Source organism: Pseudomonas sp. 1L-E-NC-VB-C3, from assembly GCF_057291535.1.
This window is the reverse complement of sequence record NZ_JBXAWD010000001.1, coordinates 349548-367820: the sequence shown is the minus strand read 5'-3', so window position 1 is coordinate 367820 and position 18273 is coordinate 349548. Positions and strand designations below refer to the sequence as shown.

At 62.1% G+C, this 18273-nt stretch carries 18 protein-coding genes and 1 other RNA gene; 10 read left to right on the top strand and 9 right to left on the bottom strand.

All coding sequences use genetic code 11. From position 1 onward, the window contains the following. Positions 1 to 249 precede the first annotated feature (249 nt). Positions 250 to 1227 carry an NADPH:quinone oxidoreductase family protein gene (locus AC0Z5Z_RS01640; protein ID WP_041476901.1) on the bottom strand — a complete coding sequence of 326 codons (978 nt, stop codon included), beginning with the start codon at positions 1225 to 1227 and terminating at the stop codon, positions 250 to 252. A gap of 150 nt (positions 1228 to 1377) precedes the next feature. Here AC0Z5Z_RS01640 and AC0Z5Z_RS01635 point away from each other — a divergent pair, with 150 nt between their 5' ends. Continuing rightward, the gene (locus tag AC0Z5Z_RS01635) at positions 1378 to 1785 is read left to right on the top strand and encodes a flagellar basal body-associated protein FliL (RefSeq protein WP_056791694.1); all 408 of its coding nucleotides are present in this window, start codon (positions 1378 to 1380) and stop codon (positions 1783 to 1785) included. A gap of 19 nt (positions 1786 to 1804) precedes the next feature. Here AC0Z5Z_RS01635 and AC0Z5Z_RS01630 read toward each other — a convergent pair whose 3' ends face one another. The 4 genes from AC0Z5Z_RS01630 to AC0Z5Z_RS01615 all read right to left on the bottom strand — a co-directional run bounded on the left by AC0Z5Z_RS01630 (position 1805) and on the right by AC0Z5Z_RS01615 (position 7181). Next, the gene (locus AC0Z5Z_RS01630; RefSeq protein ID WP_095181272.1) at positions 1805 to 2923 is read right to left on the bottom strand and encodes an ABC transporter permease; all 1119 of its coding nucleotides are present in this window, start codon (positions 2921 to 2923) and stop codon (positions 1805 to 1807) included. Next, complete coding sequence (rbbA, locus tag AC0Z5Z_RS01625; RefSeq protein ID WP_485610624.1) at positions 2923 to 5646, bottom strand: ribosome-associated ATPase/putative transporter RbbA; 2724 nt, start codon at positions 5644 to 5646, stop codon at positions 2923 to 2925. Before rbbA ends, AC0Z5Z_RS01630 begins: the two co-directional genes overlap by 1 nt. Next, positions 5643 to 6608: an HlyD family secretion protein gene (locus tag AC0Z5Z_RS01620; protein WP_485610623.1), complete on the bottom strand. Its 966-nt coding sequence runs from the start codon at positions 6606 to 6608 to the stop codon at positions 5643 to 5645. The genes rbbA and AC0Z5Z_RS01620 overlap by 4 nt, the downstream gene beginning before the upstream one ends. A gap of 123 nt (positions 6609 to 6731) precedes the next feature. Further along, positions 6732 to 7181 carry an EVE domain-containing protein gene (locus AC0Z5Z_RS01615; protein ID WP_095181275.1) on the bottom strand — a complete coding sequence of 150 codons (450 nt, stop codon included), beginning with the start codon at positions 7179 to 7181 and terminating at the stop codon, positions 6732 to 6734. A 197-nt stretch (positions 7182 to 7378) separates the two neighbouring features. Between AC0Z5Z_RS01615 and AC0Z5Z_RS01610 the strand changes: the two genes are divergently transcribed. Beyond that, positions 7379 to 7534, top strand: coding sequence for a hypothetical protein (locus AC0Z5Z_RS01610; RefSeq protein ID WP_024014743.1), 156 nt, complete (start codon positions 7379 to 7381; stop codon positions 7532 to 7534). A 35-nt stretch (positions 7535 to 7569) separates the two neighbouring features. Here the strand turns inward: AC0Z5Z_RS01610 and AC0Z5Z_RS01605 are convergent, their stop codons facing one another. The 4 genes from AC0Z5Z_RS01605 to AC0Z5Z_RS01590 all read right to left on the bottom strand — a co-directional run bounded on the left by AC0Z5Z_RS01605 (position 7570) and on the right by AC0Z5Z_RS01590 (position 8988). Further along, positions 7570 to 8175 carry a 5-formyltetrahydrofolate cyclo-ligase gene (locus AC0Z5Z_RS01605; protein ID WP_024014742.1) on the bottom strand — a complete coding sequence of 202 codons (606 nt, stop codon included), beginning with the start codon at positions 8173 to 8175 and terminating at the stop codon, positions 7570 to 7572. A gap of 80 nt (positions 8176 to 8255) precedes the next feature. Beyond that, positions 8256 to 8434, bottom strand: a non-coding RNA gene (gene ssrS / locus AC0Z5Z_RS01600) — 6S RNA. Between the two features lie 30 nt (positions 8435 to 8464). Next, entirely contained in the window at positions 8465 to 8782 is a 318-nt protein-coding gene (locus AC0Z5Z_RS01595; RefSeq protein ID WP_460142481.1) for a cell division protein ZapA, read from the bottom strand. Then, positions 8779 to 8988, bottom strand: a complete 210-nt coding sequence (locus AC0Z5Z_RS01590; protein WP_007911197.1) for a TIGR02449 family protein — start codon at positions 8986 to 8988, stop codon at positions 8779 to 8781. Before AC0Z5Z_RS01590 ends, AC0Z5Z_RS01595 begins: the two co-directional genes overlap by 4 nt. A gap of 124 nt (positions 8989 to 9112) precedes the next feature. Here AC0Z5Z_RS01590 and AC0Z5Z_RS01585 point away from each other — a divergent pair, with 124 nt between their 5' ends. From AC0Z5Z_RS01585 to gcvT, 8 genes are all read left to right on the top strand, one after another. After that, positions 9113 to 9673: a YecA/YgfB family protein gene (locus AC0Z5Z_RS01585; RefSeq protein WP_041476897.1), complete on the top strand. Its 561-nt coding sequence runs from the start codon at positions 9113 to 9115 to the stop codon at positions 9671 to 9673. Between the two features lie 27 nt (positions 9674 to 9700). Continuing rightward, the gene (pepP, locus tag AC0Z5Z_RS01580; RefSeq protein WP_041476895.1) at positions 9701 to 11035 is read left to right on the top strand and encodes a Xaa-Pro aminopeptidase; all 1335 of its coding nucleotides are present in this window, start codon (positions 9701 to 9703) and stop codon (positions 11033 to 11035) included. Then, positions 11032 to 12219, top strand: a complete 1188-nt coding sequence (gene ubiH, locus AC0Z5Z_RS01575) for a 2-octaprenyl-6-methoxyphenyl hydroxylase (RefSeq protein WP_263216177.1) — start codon at positions 11032 to 11034, stop codon at positions 12217 to 12219. The genes pepP and ubiH overlap by 4 nt, the downstream gene beginning before the upstream one ends. Then, positions 12212 to 12697, top strand: coding sequence for a DUF4442 domain-containing protein (locus tag AC0Z5Z_RS01570; protein ID WP_485610622.1), 486 nt, complete (start codon positions 12212 to 12214; stop codon positions 12695 to 12697). The genes ubiH and AC0Z5Z_RS01570 overlap by 8 nt, the downstream gene beginning before the upstream one ends. 9 nt (positions 12698 to 12706) lie before the next feature. Continuing rightward, positions 12707 to 13924 carry a 2-octaprenyl-3-methyl-6-methoxy-1,4-benzoquinol hydroxylase gene (locus tag AC0Z5Z_RS01565; RefSeq protein ID WP_485610696.1) on the top strand — a complete coding sequence of 406 codons (1218 nt, stop codon included), beginning with the start codon at positions 12707 to 12709 and terminating at the stop codon, positions 13922 to 13924. 220 nt (positions 13925 to 14144) lie between these two features. Further along, entirely contained in the window at positions 14145 to 15149 is a 1005-nt protein-coding gene (locus AC0Z5Z_RS01560; RefSeq protein WP_110599906.1) for an extracellular solute-binding protein, read from the top strand. 243 nt (positions 15150 to 15392) lie between these two features. Continuing rightward, positions 15393 to 17009, top strand: a complete 1617-nt coding sequence (locus AC0Z5Z_RS01555) for an ABC transporter permease (protein WP_460161426.1) — start codon at positions 15393 to 15395, stop codon at positions 17007 to 17009. Positions 17010 to 17164: 155 nt separating this feature from the next. Next, positions 17165 to 18247 carry a glycine cleavage system aminomethyltransferase GcvT gene (gene gcvT / locus AC0Z5Z_RS01550; RefSeq protein WP_056791717.1) on the top strand — a complete coding sequence of 361 codons (1083 nt, stop codon included), beginning with the start codon at positions 17165 to 17167 and terminating at the stop codon, positions 18245 to 18247. Positions 18248 to 18273 lie beyond the last annotated feature (26 nt).

Here is an 18273-nt window from a genome sequence, read left to right as displayed (position 1 = left end):
TCCAGTTTTCTTGTTTTGACTGCGGATGCGAATGTTACAGTTTCGTTACCGAAAATAGCATCGCTTCACGTCGGCAAAACAGCGGAAATTTGGGCAGATGAACGTTCCTTTCTGAACATGTCGCTCTGAGACAAGTACGCGGCGCTGAGGGAATGGTGGCTCGGGTGGGTTTCTGCGGTTTGACGCATGGGAGAGGCAGACCTCAACGCCAAAGCGATCCGGATGGTTGCTCCGGATCGCTCCATGTTGTTAACGAACCTGAACGACAACCTTGCCCACAGCCTTGCGCTGACCGAGATCATCGATTGCCTGCGCGGCATTGCTCAGCGGATACACCTGCGACACCAGCGGTTTGAGTTTGCCCTCGGCAAACCAGCTGAACAGCTGCTGGAAGTTGGCTGCGTTGTCCTGGGGCTGGCGTTGGGCAAAAGAACCCCAGAACACGCCGAGTACAGCCGCGCCCTTGAGCAGGGCGAGGTTGACCGGCAGTTCCGGGATGCGTCCGCTGGCGAAGCCGACAACCAGCAGGCGGCCGTTCCAGGCGATGGCGCGGATGGCCTGGTCGAACAGGTCGCCGCCGACCGGGTCGTAGATCACGTCGGCGCCCTGGCCGTCGGTGAGGCGTTTGATCTCCTCCTTGAGGCTGGCTTCGCTGTAATTGATCAGCTCATCGGCGCCGGCAGCCTTGGCCACCGCGAGTTTCTCGGCGCTGCTGGCGGCGGCGATCACGCGGGCACCCATGGCTTTGCCAATCTCCACGGCGGCGAGGCCGACGCCGCCCGATGCGCCGAGCACCAGCAGGGTTTCGCCCGGTTGCAGGTTGGCGCGTTGCTTGAGCGCGTGCATCGAGGTGCCGTAGGTCATGCTGAATGCAGCGGCGATGTTGAAATCCATCGACGGCGGAATCGGCAGGACGTTGTAGCCCGGCACCGCCACCTGCTCGGCAAAACTGCCCCAACCGGTCAGCGCCATGACCCGGTCGCCGACTTTCAGATGGCTGACCTTTTCCCCGACTTCGCGCACAACGCCCGCCGCTTCACCGCCTGGCGAAAACGGGAAGGGCGGTTTGAACTGGTATTTGCCCTCGATGATCAGCGTGTCCGGGAAATTGACTCCGGCAGCGTGCACGTCCAGCAGGATTTCATTCTTCTTCGCGACAGGACTGGCGACGTCTTCCAGCACCAGCGATTCGGCAGGACCGAAGGCTTTGCACAGCACGGCTTTCATCAGGGCTATTCCTTTGGGAGTGATGGCCGATAAGTGTAGGTGTGTGAATCAACGGGTCAACGAGCATGCCCGGCCCTGATAGTCAGCCATAAGCTTGTGCTTGCGCGGCGGGTCGTTATGCTAGGCCGCAAACCGGATAAGGAGCGAATTGTGAAAGCGTGGATCATGTTGTTGCTGGCCCTGTCTCTGCCTGTGGCAGCACTGGCCGAAGAAGCCAAAGAAGGCGAGGCGCCGAAGGTCAATTACATCACCCTGAGCCCGCCGTTCGTCGGCAACTATGGCCTGGACGGCACCGCCAAGCTCAAGGTCTACAAGGCCGATGTGGCATTGCGTGTGACTGGTGAGGAGGCGACCAAACTGGTCAAGGCCAACGAGCCGCTGATCCGCAATCAGCTGGTGGCGCTGTTCACTCAGCAGTCGACCGAGGCGATGGGCAGCATCGAGGGCAAGGAAAAGCTGCGTCAGGAAGCGTTGAAGCAGACCCAGCAGGTCATGAATGACGAGACCGGCAAGCCTGTTGTTGAGGATCTGTTGTTCAACAACCTGATCATTCAGTAAATACGTTGGCTGCTGCTCTTCAGGACGCCAGGCTTTTGCGAAAGCGTGCCAAGGCGATGGCGAAGAACAGCAGACCGATGGCAGTCAGCGCCAGCAACTCCGGCCAGACCACGCTCAGCCCGGCGTCGCGAAACAGAATCGCGGCGCTGAGGCTGACAAAATGCGTGGACGGTGAGCCCTGCATGACCCACTGCAGCCAGTGCGGCATGCTGTCCAGGGGCGTGCTGCCGCCCGACAGCAGCAGCATCGGGATGATCACCGGAATCGCCAGCAAGCCGAACTGCGGCGTCGAGCGCGCGAGTGTCGCCAGAAAGATGCCCAACGCGGTACTGGCAAACAGATAAACCGCAGTCACCAGCAAAAACAGGCTCATTGAGCCGGAAAGCGGCACGCCGAGTGCGCCTTTGACCACCACCTCCACGGACAGCCAGGTGCACAGCACCACCACCAGCAGGTTGCTCCAGATTTTCGCCAGCATGATTTCCAGCGCCGTCAGCGGCAGCACCAGCAAATGGTCGAGCGTGCCGTGCTCGCGTTCGCGCAGCAGCGCCGTGCCCGTGAGGATGATCGCCAGAATGGTGATGTTGTTGACGATCTGGATCACCGCCAGAAACCAGCCACCCTCCAGGTTGGTATTGAATAGCGCGCGGGTGGTCAGCGAAATCGGCGTCTTGCTCGCGGCATCGCTCTGACCGCCGTAGGCCTGCAGTTCACGCTGGAAGATCCGGCCGATGTAACCGGCGCCCATGAACGCCTGGCTCATCGCGGTGGCATCGACGTTGACCTGAATGGCCGGTCGCCGCGCCGCGAGCAGGTTGGTTTGAAACCCCGCCGGAATGTTGATCACGAAGGTGTACTGGCCGCTGTCCATCACCTGATCCAGTTGCGGGTAAGGCAGCAGCACCGGCGTCTGGAACTCCGGCGGTTGCAGGGCCTGGGCCAACTGGCGCGAGAGGGCGCTGCGGTCTTCGTCGACGATCGCCACGCTGGCGTTGTGCACGCCGATTACCGAACCGGCGGCGGGCATGTAGATCGCCACGGTGAAGGCGTAGAACAGGAACAGCAACAACACGCTGTCGTGGCGCAGGCTGGTCAGTTCCTTGAGTCCCAGGCGCAGGATGTGCGCGAACTTGTGCATCAGGCCTCCTGCTTTTTCAGCATGATCAGGCTCAACCCTGTGAACCCGACGAAGAAGCCGAACAGGGCCAGGCATTGTGGCCACAGCTGCCGCAAGTCCAGCGCCTTGGTGAACGTCCCCACGGCAATATCGAGAAAATGTCCTGCCGGAAACAGCATGCCCATCACCGCAGCCGCACCTTGCAGCGAAGAACGCGGCACGATCAGCCCGGAGAACTGGATGGTCGGCAGGCTGGTGATGATCATGGTGCCGAGGATCGCGGCGATCTGTGTGCGGGTGAAGGCCGAGATCAGCAGACCCATGCTGGTGGTCGCCAGCACGTAGAGCAGGCCGCCAAACGCCAGCGTCAGCAGGCTGCCCTTGAACGGCACGCCAAACAGCCAGCGGTTCATCGCCACCAGCAGCGCGAGATTGACCAGACTGACCAGCAGGTATGGCGCCTGTTTGCCCAGCAGAAACTCCAGGCGGGTCAGGGGCGTGGCGTAGAAGTTGGTGATCGAGCCCAGTTCTTTCTCGCGCACGATGCCGAGTGCGGTGAGCATCGCTGGAATGAACGCCAGTATCAGCGCCATGACGCCGGGGCCGATAGCGTTGACGCTGACCACATCCTGGTTGTAGCGAAAGCGCGTTTCCAGGCTGGCGCCCGCCTGATGGTTGATGGCGAGACTGCTCTGTTCGGCCAACTGTTGCAGGTTGGCCAAGTGCACCGCTTCGACATAATTGCGGCTGGTCTCGGCGCGAAACGGCATGCCGCCATCCAGCCATGCCGCCACCGCGGGCTGGCGACCGGCGTACAGGTCACGGCCGAAACCGGGGGGGATTTCCAGCGCAAGTTTGATCTCCGAGCGTTGCAGGCGTCGGTGCAATTCCTGTGCATCATGGATGGCTGGCCGTTCATCGAAGTAACGCGAGCCGCGAAAGGCCTCCAGATAGGTTCGGCTCTGCGGTGTCTGGTCCTGGTCGTACACGGCAAACGCGAGGTTTTCCACGTCCAGGGAAATCCCGTAGCCGAAAATCACCATCATGAAAATCGCCCCCGCCAGGGCGAACGCCATGCGCACCTTGTCACGCAGCAGCTCCTTGCCTTCGCGGCTGGCCACCGCCAGCAGGCGACCGAGGCTGAAACCGCGCTGCTGGAGCGGCGGCGTGGCGGTCGTTGGCGCGGTCGGCGATTCACTGGCAGGCGGCGACTGCGCAATGCCCTGAGCCTGTTCCAGGCACGTCACGAAAGCGGCTTCCAGCGTTTCTCCAGCGAACTGACGTTGCAGCGCTGCCGGGGTGTCGCACGCCAGCACTTGGCCGGCGTGCATCAGCGAAATGCGGTCGCAGCGCTGGGCTTCGTTCATGAAGTGGGTGGAGAGAAAAATCGTCACGCCTTGCTCGCGGGACAGTTCGATCAGCAGTCGCCAGAAGTCATCACGGGCTGCCGGGTCGACGCCGGACGTCGGCTCATCAAGGATCAGCACTTCCGGACGATGCAACACCGCAACCGCCAGCGACAGGCGTTGACGCAGCCCCAGAGGCAGGGCGCCGGACGGCTGATCGGCGACGCTGAGCAGGTTGAAGCGTTGAATGAGGGCATCGATGCGTGGCGCACTCTCGGCTTTGGGCAAGTCGAACAGCCGGGCGTGCAGATCAAGGTTCTGTCGCACACTGAGTTCGCCATACAGCGAAAAGCTCTGGGACATGAAGCCGACCCGTTTGCGCGTGGCCAGATCCTTGGCATTTACCGGGTTGCCGAGCAGTGTCGCGCGGCCTTCGCTGGCCGGCATCAGCCCGGTCAGGACTTTCATCGTGGTGGTCTTGCCGCAGCCGTTGGAGCCGAGAAAACCGAAAATTTCGCCGCGACCGATGGCGAAGTTGACGTGATCGACCGCAGTGAAGTCGCCGAAACGCAGTGTCAGGTCGTGGGCCTCGATGGCGGTGTCGCTGCTGCCACTGCTACGTGGCGGAATCACCAGCGGCCTGGCGTCATGCTGGCTGTCACCCTGGAAATGGGTGAAGGCCTCATCAAGTTTGCCACTGGGGGTGACGGCCGCCAGTTCACGGCTCTGACCGGTGGCAATCAATTTGCCGTTGTCGAGCATCAGGCAATGCTCGAACTGTTCGGCTTCTTCCATGTACGCGGTGGCGACCAGCAGGGTCAGTTGCGGGCGCTGGCGCCGCACGTCGTCGATCAGCTCCCAGAAACGCCGTCGTGAGAGCGGGTCGACGCCGGTGGTTGGCTCATCGAGGATTAACAGATCCGGTTCGTGGATCAGCGCGCAGCATAGTCCGAGTTTCTGTTTCATGCCGCCGGACAACTTGCCGGCGGGGCGCTCGGCGAACTTCAGCAGGTCGGTGGCAAGCAGCAGATTGCGCATGCGTTGTTCGCTGTCGGCCTTCGACAGGCCGAACAGCGTGGCGAAGAACTGAATGTTTTCGCGGATCGACAGTTCTGGATACAGGTTGCCGCCCAATCCCTGCGGCATGAAAGCGATGCGTGCATACAGCGTGTCGCGGTGGTGGCGCTGCTGGATCGGCCCGCCAAGGACGTCCAGTTGCCCTTGCTGCAAGGCCTTCACGCCGGCGATCAGTCCCAGCAGGCTGGACTTGCCCGCGCCATCGGGGCCGATCAGACCGCAACGGGTGCCGGCTGGCAGGCTGAAGGTGATATCGCTCAGTGCTTGCTGTTTGCCGTAGCGGTGCGCGATAGCATTGGCCTGGACCGCGAGGCTGCTCATTGCAGATTGGCCGGCCAGACGATCGGCGCGGTGCGCACATACCCGGCACCGGGCATGCCGGGCTTGGCTTGCGGTACGGCGCTGGGTTGGGTCAAGCGCAGTTTGACGCGGAACACCAGTTTTTGCCGCTCGTCGCGGGTTTCGACTTCCTTGGGGGTGAACTGCGATTTGCCGGCGACAAAACTGATTTTCGCTGGCAAGGGCTTGTCGGGCAGGGCATCGAGCAGTACCCGGGCCTCATCGCCCACCGCCAGACGCCCGGCCACCGAGGCGGACAAGTAGAGGTTCATGTACTGATCGTTGGGATCAATCAACAGCAGGACGCGGCCACCGGCACCCAGCACTTCCCCGGGTTCGGCCATGCGTAACTGGATCACGCCGTCAATCGGCGCCCGCAGGCTGCTGTCGTCGATTTCGCTGGTCAGTTGAGCGACCTGCGCCTGGGCTGCGCCGATCGCTGCAGCGACCGCCGACACTTGGGCGCGGGCCGCCGTCACGGCAGCGTTGCCGGTGCCGATGCGCGACTGCAATTGATCGATGACCTGAGCGCTGACGAAACCGTGCTTGAACAGCGACTCAGAGCGCCCGAGTTCCTGTTGGGCCAGCAGTAGCTCACTCTGACGCAACTGCACGTTGGCCTGGGCGGCGTTGAGGTTTTCCCGGGCGCGCACCACCTCGGCTTCGGCCTGGTTGCGCTGGGCTTCAAGAGTGCGGGTGTCCATGCGGGCCAGCAGTTGGCCTTGAGTGACCTTGTCGCCTTCATCGACCAGCACCTCGGCGAGGCGACCGGGGGTCTTGCTGGCGATTTGCACTTCGGTGGCCTCAAGTCGTCCGTTGCCGGCCGACAGCCCCTCGGGCAGGCGGCTGCTTATCGACTTCCAGTAACCGAAGCCGCCAGCGGCCAACAGCAAGGCTATGAGCGATCCGGCAAATAACAGTGAGGAACGGCGGTGCGTCGACATGGGGGCATCCTGCGGCTGTGGCGTCCACTCTGACGGTTCAAGCGCTGGGGGCGCTTGATGTCAGTCAAATGAGCGTCAAGCCTAGGCCCTTTTGTCTGCCACCACGGTGTGACTTGGCAGTTCTCAGCGCAGGCCGAGCACTGCGGCCCATTGTTCGGCGGTGACGGGCATCACTGAAAGCCGCGAGCCTTTCTGCACCAGTGGCATTTCTGCCAGCGCGGTCTGCTGTTTCAGGTAGTCGAGCTTCAAGACTCGCGCAAAGGTTTCGACGTGCGCCACGTCGATGGCGCTCCAGGCATTCTTCTGCGCTGTGGCCTTCGGATCGAAGTAATGGCTCTGCGGCTCCAGCGCCGTCGGATCGGGATACGCTGCTTCGATAATTTTGCCAATCCCGGCAATCCCCGGCTCGGGGCAGCTGGAATGGTAGAAAAAGAACTCGTCACCGACCGCCATCGCCCGCAGGAAATTGCGCGCCTGATAGTTGCGAACCCCGTCCCAGCGCGCCTTGCCGAGCTTTTCCAGGCCCTTGATCGAGAGTTCGTCGGGCTCTGATTTCATCAGCCAGTAGGCCATGTCGTGTGCTCCTGAAGCGGTCATTGGGCAGGTTGTCGGGCAATTTTATGACAAACCGACAGTCGGTTGACGTCAGCGTTTGCGCACAGGTTCACGTTGCCGCAAAATGCCGGCCTTTAAAGCTTGACGCTGCTGCACGGCCTACGAACGGAAACCGCTGCTGTCATCGTGATGATGTGCCTTGAGGGGGGCAATCGATGAAACGCAAACCGGATTTGCTATGGACTTTGGTAATTTTGTTTGGCCTGGGCGTGGTAACCACCGGTTACGCGCAGAGCCTGTGGGCGAACAAGACCGACGCGCCGATTGAAGTGGCGCAACAGGTGCAACAGTCGACCGCTTTCAAACGCTGAACCTGTCTCTTCGACGCCGCTGTTCCATGCGGCGTCTACTCTGCGAAATACCACGCCTTGTCGGTAACCGTGCCTTGTAACGGCACATCCCAGCTCGCCTGCGCCAGACGTTCGACCTTCTGACACTCATGGGCCAGGCCCAGCAGCGTCGGCTTGCGCCAGTTCTTGCGGCGGGCCAGATAGGCGAGGCTGCGATCATAAAATCCGCCGCCCATGCCCAGGCGCCCGCCGACATCGTCAAACCCTACCAGCGGCAACAGCACCAGATCCAGCGCCCAGACCTTGCGTTGCCGAGCCAGATTGGCCCGGGGCTCGAGGATGCGGAAACGATTGGGGGTGAGCTTTTCGCCAGGGCGGATGCGCTGGAAGACCATTTTCGTTCGTGGCCACGCGCTGAGTACCGGCAGATAAGTTGCCTTGCCGCGACGCTGGGCTTCGCGCAGCAGCAGGCGCGGATCGATTTCACCGTCGGTGGGCAAATACAGAGAGATATGTTTGGCCCGGCGAAAGTGCGGGTCCTGGGCCAATTGCCGGAACAGGCCTTTGGCAGCCTGGCGTTGTTCGCCTGGCGTCAGTGCGCGGCGTGCCTTGCGCAGCAGACGGCGGAGTTGCGGGCGGGGCAGCAGCGCGGGTTCGGTCATGGTTCGGCTTCGGCAGGTGGATGCAAAAACGTACGCATAAAAAATCCGATGTCGGCATACACCGACATCGGATTCGAATCAGGCTCCCCGGATGAACCGCTGTCAACTCAGCCCTTGAACCCGAAAGTTCAAGGTGGAAGAAGCAGTAGACTTTAAGGCTTTCCGTCTAGCGGACATGCACACCAGCCCAACGTGCAACTTCCAGGGTAGTGCGAATCGGCTCCGGGACATCGTCAACTGGCAAGCACCCCAGGGAGTGCCGCGAGTATACCTCAAGCTGTCAGGCGAATCAGCCCTTGGCGGTGTTCTGATCGTCGGCCAGGACCAGATCGACACGATCGAGCAAGTCGCGCACCTGCTCGCGGGTCGAACCGCTGGCCTGGATGTCCGGGCGCTCTTCTTTGTGCAACAGGTCGTGGGTGATGTTCAGCGCGGCCATCACGGCAATGCGGTCGGCACCGATGACTTTGCCGCTGCTGCGGATCTCGCGCATCTTGCCGTCCAGGTAGCGCGCGGCACTGACCAGATTGCTGCGTTCTTCCGGCGGGCAGATGATCGAATAGTCTTTGTCGAGGATCTGCACGGTAACGCTATTGCTTGAACTCATGAGTCTTGCTCCAGGGCCTTGAGGCGCGAAATCATCGATTCGACCTTACGCCGAGCGATTTCGTTTTTTTCAATGAGGTGAGCGCGTTCCTCGCGCCAGGTTTTTTCCTGAGCTAGTAAGAGTGCGTTTTGACTCTTAAGTTGCTCGACTCGGCCAATCAGCAGTTCGAGTCTGGCCATCAGCGCTTGCAGGTCGGTGTCTTCCATTGGGTCCACGTGTCGTCTGATGGGTGGTGACTGGCGGACAGCCTTTAATGGTCTTGGCGGGGCTGTCGATGTAGGATACAAGGCCTTCATTCTAGACATAGCGCCGTCTGGCGCCTAGCTGCCCATGACCATTGCGAATTCCCCGTACCAAGCCTTTGCCACTCTGCTGACTGCCAGCGGCCACAACGTCTCGCCTGCCGAACTGCACGGCGTGCTGCTCGGGCGCAGTTGCGCCGGGGCCGGCTTCGATCACGAAGGCTGGCTGATCGACGCCGCCGAACTGCTCGAAGGCGACATCCAGGACAACGTCCGCAACGCTCTGATCGGCCTGCAGGAGATGGTCAAAGGCGAGCTGACCGGCGACGACGTCACTGTCGTGCTGCTGCTGCCGACCGACGATGCACCGCTGGCCGACCGCGCTGCCGCATTGGGCGAGTGGTGCCAGGGCTTCCTCAGCGGTTTCGGCCTGAACTGCCGCGACAGCAGCATGCTCAGCACCGAAGCCACCGAAGTGCTGCAGGATCTGGCAGCCATTTCCCAGGTGCAGGACGCGCTGGAAGAATCCGAAGACGGCGAATCCGACTACATGGAAGTCATGGAATACCTGCGCGTCGCGCCGTTGCTGCTGTTCTCGGAAACCAAGAAGTCCGATGTGCCGCCAGCGGCCAAACCTTCGCTGCATTAATCGCGTGCCAGGGAAAGCCATCTGCCCATGACCCATATCCCCAAAGCGGAATACAGCCGTCGCCGCAAGGCCCTGATGGCGCAGATGGAACCCAACAGCATCGCGATCCTGCCCGCCGCCGCGGTGGCCATCCGCAACCGCGACGTCGAGCACGTCTACCGTCAGGACAGCGACTTCCAGTACCTCAGCGGTTTTCCCGAGCCCCAGGCCGTCATCGTCCTGATGCCCGGCCGCGAGCACGGCGAGTACATCCTGTTCTGCCGTGAACGCAACGCCGAACGCGAATTGTGGGATGGCCTGCGCGCAGGGCAGGAAGGCGCCATCCGCGAGTACGGCGCCGACGACGCCTTTCCGATTACTGACATCGACGACATTCTCCCCGGCCTGATCGAAGGCCGCGACCGGGTGTATTCGGCGATGGGCAGCAATCCCGAATTCGATCGACACCTGATGGACTGGATCAACGTGATCCGCTCCAAGGCGCACCTCGGCGCGCAGCCGCCGAATGAATTCGTTGCCCTGGATCACCTCCTGCACGACATGCGCCTGTATAAATCGGCGGCAGAAGTGAAGGTGATGCGCGAAGCCGCGCGGATTTCGGCGCAGGCGCATATCCGCGCGATGCAGGCCAGTCGTCCGGGGCTGTATGAATACAGCCTCGAAGCCGAGCTGGATTACGAATTCCGCAAGGGCGGAGCGAAGATGCCGGCCTACGGTTCGATTGTCGCCGCCGGGCGCAACAGCTGCATCCTGCATTACCAGCAGAATGACGCATTGCTCAAGGACGGCGATCTGGTGTTGATAGACGCCGGTTGCGAGATCGACTGCTACGCCAGCGACATCACCCGCACCTGGCCGGTCAATGGCAGGTTCTCGCCGGAGCAGAAGGCGATCTACGAGTTGGTGCTGGCTTCGCAGGAAGCGGCATTCGCCGAGATTGCCCCCAACAAGCACTGGAACCAGGCGCACGAAGCCACGGTGCGGGTGATCACCGCAGGTCTGGTCAAGCTTGGCTTGTTGCAGGGCGAGGTTGACGAGTTGATCGCCAGCGAAGCCTACAAGGCTTTCTATATGCACCGCGCCGGCCACTGGCTGGGCATGGATGTGCATGACGTTGGCGAGTACAAGGTCGGCGGCGAATGGCGTGTGCTGGAGGTCGGCATGGCGCTGACCGTGGAGCCCGGCATCTACATCGCGGCGGACAATCAGAACGTGGCGAAGAAATGGCGCGGTATTGGCGTGCGTATCGAGGATGACGTGGTCGTGACCCGATCCGGTTGTGAAATCCTCACCAGCGGCGTGCCGAAAACCGTCGCCGAGATCGAGGCGCTGATGGCACAAGCAAGGACACACGCAGCATGAGTCGAGTCAATCTGGCAATCATCGGTGGCGGTCTGGTCGGCGCCAGTCTGGCGTTGGCGTTGCAGGCCGGGGCCAAGGCGCAGGGCTGGAAAATCGTCCTGATCGAACCGTTCGCCCCCGGCGACAGCTGGCAACCGAGCTACGACGCTCGCTCCTCGGCGCTGTCGTTCGGCTCGCGGCAGATTTATCAGCGCCTGGGCGTGTGGCAGGAAATCTCCCGCCGCGCCGAGCCGATCAAACAGATTCACGTCTCTGACCGTGGCCGCTTCTCCACCGCGCGCTTGTCGGCGATGGAAGAGGGTGTGCCAGCGCTCGGTTACGTGGTGGAAAACGCCTGGCTCGGCCAGTGCCTGTGGCAGCACCTCGACAAAGACGTGATCACGTGGCGCTGCCCGGCGGAAGTCACGCGCATGGAGCCGTTGGCCGATGGCTATCGCCTGACCCTCAACGATGAAACCACGCTGGAATGCGATCTCGCGGTGCTCGCCGATGGCGGCCGCTCCGGCTTGCGCGAACAGTTGGGCATCAACGTGCGCAAGCGCCCTTACAACCAGAGCGCGCTGATCGCCAACATCACCCCGAGCGAAGCGCACAACGGCATGGCCTTCGAGCGCTTTACCGATGAGGGGCCGATGGCCCTGCTGCCGCTGCCGGACAATCGTTGCGCACTGGTGTGGACGCGGCTGGGCATGGACGCGCAGCGTCTGACTGAATTGAGCGAGCGTGATTTTCTCAGCGAGCTGCAAGGCGTATTCGGTTACCGCCTCGGCACTTTGAAACAGGTCGGCGCACGGCATCTTTATCCGCTGTCACTGATCGAAGCTGAAGAACAGGTGCGCTCGCATCTGGCCGTGCTCGGCAACGCCGCACACAGCCTGCACCCGATCGCCGGCCAGGGCTTCAACCTTTCGCTGCGTGACGCCGACGCCTTGGCTGCCGCGCTGCTGGCCAGCGATAAGCCGCTGGGCGACTTCGCCACGTTGCAGGCCTATCGCGAGCGGCAGCGCCTCGATCAGGACCTGACGGTGGGCTTCTCCGATCAGGTCACGCGTCTGTTCGGCAGCAGCCAGCCGCTGGTGTCGCTGGGGCGCAACCTCGGCCTGCTCGGCCTCGATCTGCTGCCACCGGCCAAGCGCTGGTTCGCCCGGCAGGCGATGGGCCTGGGAACCCGTCCGGATGCTTGAGTGGCTGAGCAAAAAATTCGGCAAGGCACGATTGATGCGCTGGGTAATGACCTTCTACCCGCCGTATCTCTGCGCCGGAGTGCGCGTTCGGCACATCAGTGACGACTTTCGCGATGTGCAGGTGTCCATGGGGTTGGGCTGGTACAACCGCAATTATGTCGGCACCCAGTTTGGCGGCAGTCTGTATTCGATGGTCGACCCGTTCTTCATGTTGATGCTCATGGAAAACCTCGGCCCGAAATACATCGTCTGGGACAAGGCTGCCGACATCGATTTCATTGCGCCGGGCAAAGGCCCGGTGTTCGCCCGGTTCAACATCGACCAGACCCTGCTCGACGAGATCCGCCGGCAGACCGCCAACGGCGATAAATACCTGCCGCAGTTGCAGGTCGACATTCATGACGGCGCCGGCAACCTTGTGGCGCGGGTCGGTAAAACCCTTTACGTGCGGCTCAAGCCGCAAGCGAGACAGGCCTAAAGCATGGAAATGCGCGCAGATGTGCTGATTGTCGGAGCCGGAATGGTCGGCAGCGCCCTGGCGCTGGCGTTACAGGACAGTGGGCTGGAAGTGCTGTTGCTCGACGGTAGCCCGCTGAGTGTCAAACCCTTCGCTGCCGAAGCGGCGTTCGAACCGCGTGTCAGTGCATTGTCGGCGGCGAGCCAGCGCATTCTCGAGCGCCTTGGCGTCTGGGACGGCATCGCCCAGCGGCGCAGCAGCCCGTACACCGACATGCACGTTTGGGACGGCAGCGGCACCGGGCAGATTCATTTCTCGGCGAGCAGCGTGCATGCCGATGTGCTCGGCCACATCGTCGAAAATCGCGTGGTCCAGGATGCCTTGCTCGAGCGTTTGCATGACTGCGACCTGGGCATGCTGGCCAATGCACGGCTGGAGCAGATGCGTCGCTCCGGCGATGACTGGCTGCTGACCCTGGCCGACGGCCGCACCTTGCGCGCGCCGCTGGTAATCGCGGCCGATGGCGCCAATTCTGCTGTGCGCCGTCTGACCGGCGTGGCGACTCGCGAGTGGGATTATCTGCATCACGCCATCGTCACCAGCGTGCGCTGCAGCCAGCCGCACCGCAAAACCGCCTGGCAGCGCTTTACCGATCACGGGCCATTGGCGTTTTTGCCGCTGGAGCGTGATGGTCAGCAGGACTGGTGCTCGATCGTCTGGTCGACCACACCGGCTGAAGCCGAGCGCTTGATGGCGCTCGAGGAGACTGCGTTTTGCGCTGAGCTGGAGCGAGCGTTCGAAGAGCGCCTCGGTGAAGTGATCAGCGCCGATCCGCGTCTGTGCGTGCCGCTGCGTCAGCGCCATGCCAAGCGCTACGTCGCTGAGGGCCTGGCCTTGATCGGTGATGCGGCGCACACCATTCACCCCTTGGCGGGGCAGGGTGTGAACCTTGGATTCCTCGATGCCGCCGTGCTGGCGGAAGTGCTCCTGCAAGCGCATCAGCGCGGTGAGCGACTGGCGGATGTCAAAGTATTGAGCCGTTATGAGCGCCGGCGCATGCCACACAATCTGGCGCTGATGGCGGCGATGGAAGGCTTCGAGCGGTTGTTCCAGGCCGACCCCCTGCCGCTGCGCTGGTTGCGCAATGCCGGGTTGAAACTGGTCGAGCAGATGCCCGAGGCGAAGGCGCTGTTTGTGCGCGAGGCGCTGGGGTTGACTGGGGATCTTCCAACTCTGGCAAAGCCCTGACCGCCTCATTGAGGCTGATGGCCCCTTCGCGAGCAGGCTCGCTCCCACTGTTGAGATGCATTCCAATGTGGGAGCGAGCCTGCTCGCGAAAGCGTCCGCCCACTTACCGCAGTTTTGAGCCGTGCAACATCTGGTAACGCCTTCCCCCAGTGTTCGATTGTGGTGGTAAATGTGAGTCTTTACCATTTGGCCCACCTTTCCCGACCGTGAGACCACTCCCATGTTGGCACCCAAGCGTCTTCTGACCGCACTGGCCTTGACCCTGATCGGCAGCACCACTGCCCAGGCCGCCGATGAGGTGGTGGTGTACTCGTCGCGCATCGATGAGCTGATCAAACCGGTATTCGATGCCTACACCGCCAAGACCGGGGTGAAGATCAAGTTCATCACCGACAAGGAAGCGCCGCTGATGCAGCGCATCAAGGCCGAGGGCGAAAACGCCACCGCCGACCTGCTGCTCACCGTCGATGCCGGTAACCTGTGGCAGGCCGAGCAGATGGGCATTCTGCAGCCTTTCACCTCGAAAACCATCGACGCCAATATTCCTCAGCAATATCGCTCGTCCACCCACGCCTGGACCGGCCTGAGCCTGCGCGCACGGACCATCGCCTATTCCACCGAGCGGGTGAAGCCGGGCGAACTGACCACCTACGAAGCGCTGGCCGACAAGAACTGGGAAGGCCGCCTGTGCCTGCGCACGGCGAAGAAGGTCTACAACCAGTCGTTGACTGCGACCATGATCGAAGTCCACGGCGCCGAGAAGACCGAGAAAATCCTCAAGGGCTGGGTCAACAACCTGTCCACTGACGTGTTCTCCGATGACGTTGCAGTGCTGGAAGCGATCAACGCCGGGCAGTGCGATGTCGGCATCGTCAACACCTACTACTACGGTCGCCTGCACAAGCAAAAGCCTGAACTGCCGGTGAAGCTGTTCTGGCCGAATCAGGCCGATCGTGGTGTGCACGTGAACCTGTCGGGCATCGGCCTGACCAAACATGCGCCGCACCCGGAAGCGGCCAAGGCGCTGGTCGAATGGATGACCACGCCTGAGGCGCAGAAGATTTTTGCTGATGTGAATCAGGAATTCCCGGCCAACCCGGCTGTGGCGCCATCGGAAGAAGTGGCGGCGTGGGGCAAGTTTGTTGCTGATACGTTGCCGGTTGAGGTGGCGGGTAAACGTCAGGCCGAGGCGATCCGGATGATGGATCGGGCGGGGTGGAACTGAGGCGTTTCGTGTAACTGTTGATCTTTCAAGATCGCTCCCTCACCCCAGCCCTCTCCCGGAGGGAGAGGGAGCCAACTTGTTGCTTTCGAAACTTGAGTTCGACTCAATATCTCAGGTCGATGTAGTTTGCATGAGCACCTCGGTCAGTTCCCTCTCCCTCCGGGAGAGGGCTAGGGTGAGGGCAGCAATCCCAACCTGAAATACGCAATCCAAGAACACCCCAATCCCTCCAGAGACCCAAAAGTGGCCCACCCCGCCCAACGCCGCTGGTACCCCATCGTCTTCGCCATCGCCGCACTGGTGTTGTTGCCCCTGAGCGTGTTGCTGCTGTCGTGGCAGACCATCGATCAGCAGATCTGGTCGCACCTGTGGCAAACCCAGATGCCGCGTCTGCTCGGCAATACCCTGAAGCTGATCCTCGGCGTCGGTGTCGGCGTGATTCTGCTGGGTGTCAGCCTCGCATGGCTGACCAGCCTCTGTGAATTCCCCGGTCGGCGCTGGCTCGACTGGGCGCTGATGCTGCCCTTCGCCATTCCAGCGTATGTACTGGCGTTCGTTTTCGTCGGCCTGCTCGATTTCGCCGGCCCCGTGCAGTCCCTGTTGCGCGAATGGTTCGGCAGCGGCCTGCGCCTGCCTCGGGTACGGTCCACCGGCGGGGTGATCGTGGTGCTGGTGCTGGTGTTTTATCCCTACGTTTATCTGCTGGCGCGCACCGCGTTTCTGGCTCAGGGCAAAGGTTTGATGGAAGCGGCGCGGGTGCTGGGCCAGTCGCCGTGGCAGGCGTTCTGGCGGGTTGCGCTGCCGATGGCGCGTCCGGCGATTGGCGCGGGCGTGGCGCTGGCGCTGATGGAAACCCTGGCCGATTTTGGCGCGGTGTCGGTGTTCAACTTCGATACCTTCACCACGGCCATCTACAAAACCTGGTACGGCTTTTTCAGCCTGCCCAGCGCTGCGCAACTGGCCAGTCTGTTGCTGCTGGTGGTGATGCTGGTGCTGTACGGCGAGCGCCGGGCACGCGGGGCGAATCGGGCCAGCAACGAGCGGCCACGGGTGAAAGCGCTGTATCACCTGCGGGGAATCAAGGCCTTCGCGGCGACGGGCTGGTGTGGATTGGTGTTCGCCTGCGCCTTCGTCATCCCGGTGCTGCAACTGATCGTCTGGTTCTGGCAGCGTGGACGCTTCGATCTGGATGAGCGTTACGCCGGGCTGATTCTGCACACGCTCTATCTGGGCGCGATGGCGGCGCTGATCACCGTCAGCGTTGCGCTGTTGCTGGCGTTTGCCCGGCGCCTGGCACCGACCCCAGCCATCAGCTCCGGGGTCGGCCTGGCCAATCTCGGCTACGCGTTGCCCGGTTCGGTGCTGGCGGTGTCGATCATGCTTGCCTTCAGTTATCTGGATCGTGAGCTGGTGATTCCGCTTTCGTCATGGCTCGGCGGTGCGGGCAGACCGTTGCTGCTCGGCAGCCTCGCAGCTTTGCTGATGGCGTATCTGGTGCGCTTTATCGCTGTCGCTTACGGGCCGCTGGAAAGCAGTCTGGCGCGTATACGGCCATCTTTGCCTGAAGCGGCACGTAGCCTGGGTGTCAGTGGGCCGCGACTGTTTTTCAAAGTGTATCTGCCGCTCTTGCTGCCCGGCACGTTGAGCGCCGCGTTGCTGGTGTTCGTCGATGTGCTCAAGGAAATGCCCGCGACCCTGCTGATGCGCCCGTTTGGCTGGGACACGCTGGCGGTGCGCATCTTTGAAATGACCAGCGAAGGCGAATGGGCGCGCGCCTCATTGCCGGCATTGACGCTGGTGCTGGTCGGGTTGTTGCCGGTGATCGGATTGATTCGACGTTCGGCGCATCGAAACACTTAGTCGTCAGTCCTACATCATGCGGCTACAATGCGCGGCATTCGGTGCGGTTCGTCTGACAGACCCGTGCGCTGGAATCGGCTGCAAGCCTTATTCATCAAGGCTTTCAGCCGTATAGCGACGGTCCGCACCCTCGCCACGCCCGGAAGGAGAAACCCATGGGACAGCGTACGCCTCTGTATGACCTGCACCTCGCGCTCGGCGCGAAGATGGTCGATTTTGGCGGTTGGGACATGCCACTGCATTACGGCTCGCAGGTCGAGGAGCACCACGAAGTGCGCCGCGATTGCGGGGTGTTCGATGTTTCCCATATGACCGTGATCGATGTCACCGGCGCCCAGGCCAAGGCCTGGCTCCAGCATCTGCTGGCCAACGACGTCGAACGTCTGCACCGCCCCGGCCGGGCGTTGTACAGCACCATGCTCAATGAGCGCGGCGGCATCGTCGACGACATGATCGTCTATCGCCTCGACGACGCGTACCGGCTGGTGTTCAACGCCTCGACCCGCGATCAGGATCTGGCCTGGATGAACGCCCAGCTCGGCGCCTACGACGTGCAACTGCACGAGCGCGCCGAGCTGGCGATGCTCGCCATCCAGGGCCCGCAGGCCCGGCACAAGATTGCCGAACTGGTGACCCAGTCGCGCGCCACGCTGATCCAGCAACTCAAACCTTTCGAAGGCGCCATCGACGGCGACTGGTTCATCGCGCGTACCGGTTACACCGGCGAGGATGGCCTGGAAATCTGCCTGCCGGCCAATCAGGCGCCGGGTTTCTTCAACGATCTGGTCGGTGCGGGTATTTCGCCGATCGGCCTCGGTGCTCGCGACACCTTGCGTGTCGAGGCCGGAATGAACCTGTACGGTCAGGACATTCATCAGGACGTTTCACCGCTGGCCTCGAACATGGCCTGGAGCATCGCCTGGGAGCCGGCCTCGCGGCAGTTCATCGGTCGCGCGGCGCTGGAGGCGGAAAAAGCCGTCGGCGTGGCGCATAAACTGGTCGGTCTGGTGCTGGAAGAGCGCGGGGTTTTGCGCGCTCACCAAGTGGTTCGCATCGCCGATGTTGGCGAAGGGGAGATCACCAGTGGTAGTTTCTCTCCTACGCTGAGCAAATCGATTGCCCTGGCGCGTGTACCGATGGCGACTGCCGACCGCGCCGAAGTGGAAATCCGTGGCAAGTGGTACCCGGTGCGAGTGGTCAAACCGACCTTCGTGCGCCATGGCAAAACCTTGATCTAACCTTTTCTGGCGGGCATGACCGCTGA

Coding starts and splice junctions, on each gene's coding strand:
- AC0Z5Z_RS01640 (WP_041476901.1), bottom strand. CDS start 1,227: ATGAAAGCCGTGCTGTGCAAAGCCTTCGGTCCTGCCGAATCGCTGGTG.
- AC0Z5Z_RS01630 (WP_095181272.1), bottom strand. CDS start 2,923: ATGCACAAGTTCGCGCACATCCTGCGCCTGGGACTCAAGGAACTGACC.
- rbbA (WP_485610624.1), bottom strand. CDS start 5,646: ATGAGCAGCCTCGCGGTCCAGGCCAATGCTATCGCGCACCGCTACGGC.
- AC0Z5Z_RS01620 (WP_485610623.1), bottom strand. CDS start 6,608: ATGTCGACGCACCGCCGTTCCTCACTGTTATTTGCCGGATCGCTCATA.
- AC0Z5Z_RS01615 (WP_095181275.1), bottom strand. CDS start 7,181: ATGGCCTACTGGCTGATGAAATCAGAGCCCGACGAACTCTCGATCAAG.
- AC0Z5Z_RS01610 (WP_024014743.1), top strand. CDS start 7,379: ATGAAACGCAAACCGGATTTGCTATGGACTTTGGTAATTTTGTTTGGC.
- AC0Z5Z_RS01605 (WP_024014742.1), bottom strand. CDS start 8,175: ATGACCGAACCCGCGCTGCTGCCCCGCCCGCAACTCCGCCGTCTGCTG.
- AC0Z5Z_RS01595 (WP_460142481.1), bottom strand. CDS start 8,782: ATGAGTTCAAGCAATAGCGTTACCGTGCAGATCCTCGACAAAGACTAT.
- AC0Z5Z_RS01590 (WP_007911197.1), bottom strand. CDS start 8,988: ATGGAAGACACCGACCTGCAAGCGCTGATGGCCAGACTCGAACTGCTG.
- AC0Z5Z_RS01585 (WP_041476897.1), top strand. CDS start 9,113: ATGACCATTGCGAATTCCCCGTACCAAGCCTTTGCCACTCTGCTGACT.
- pepP (WP_041476895.1), top strand. CDS start 9,701: ATGACCCATATCCCCAAAGCGGAATACAGCCGTCGCCGCAAGGCCCTG.
- ubiH (WP_263216177.1), top strand. CDS start 11,032: ATGAGTCGAGTCAATCTGGCAATCATCGGTGGCGGTCTGGTCGGCGCC.
- AC0Z5Z_RS01570 (WP_485610622.1), top strand. CDS start 12,212: ATGCTTGAGTGGCTGAGCAAAAAATTCGGCAAGGCACGATTGATGCGC.
- AC0Z5Z_RS01565 (WP_485610696.1), top strand. CDS start 12,707: ATGCGCGCAGATGTGCTGATTGTCGGAGCCGGAATGGTCGGCAGCGCC.
- AC0Z5Z_RS01560 (WP_110599906.1), top strand. CDS start 14,145: ATGTTGGCACCCAAGCGTCTTCTGACCGCACTGGCCTTGACCCTGATC.
- gcvT (WP_056791717.1), top strand. CDS start 17,165: ATGGGACAGCGTACGCCTCTGTATGACCTGCACCTCGCGCTCGGCGCG.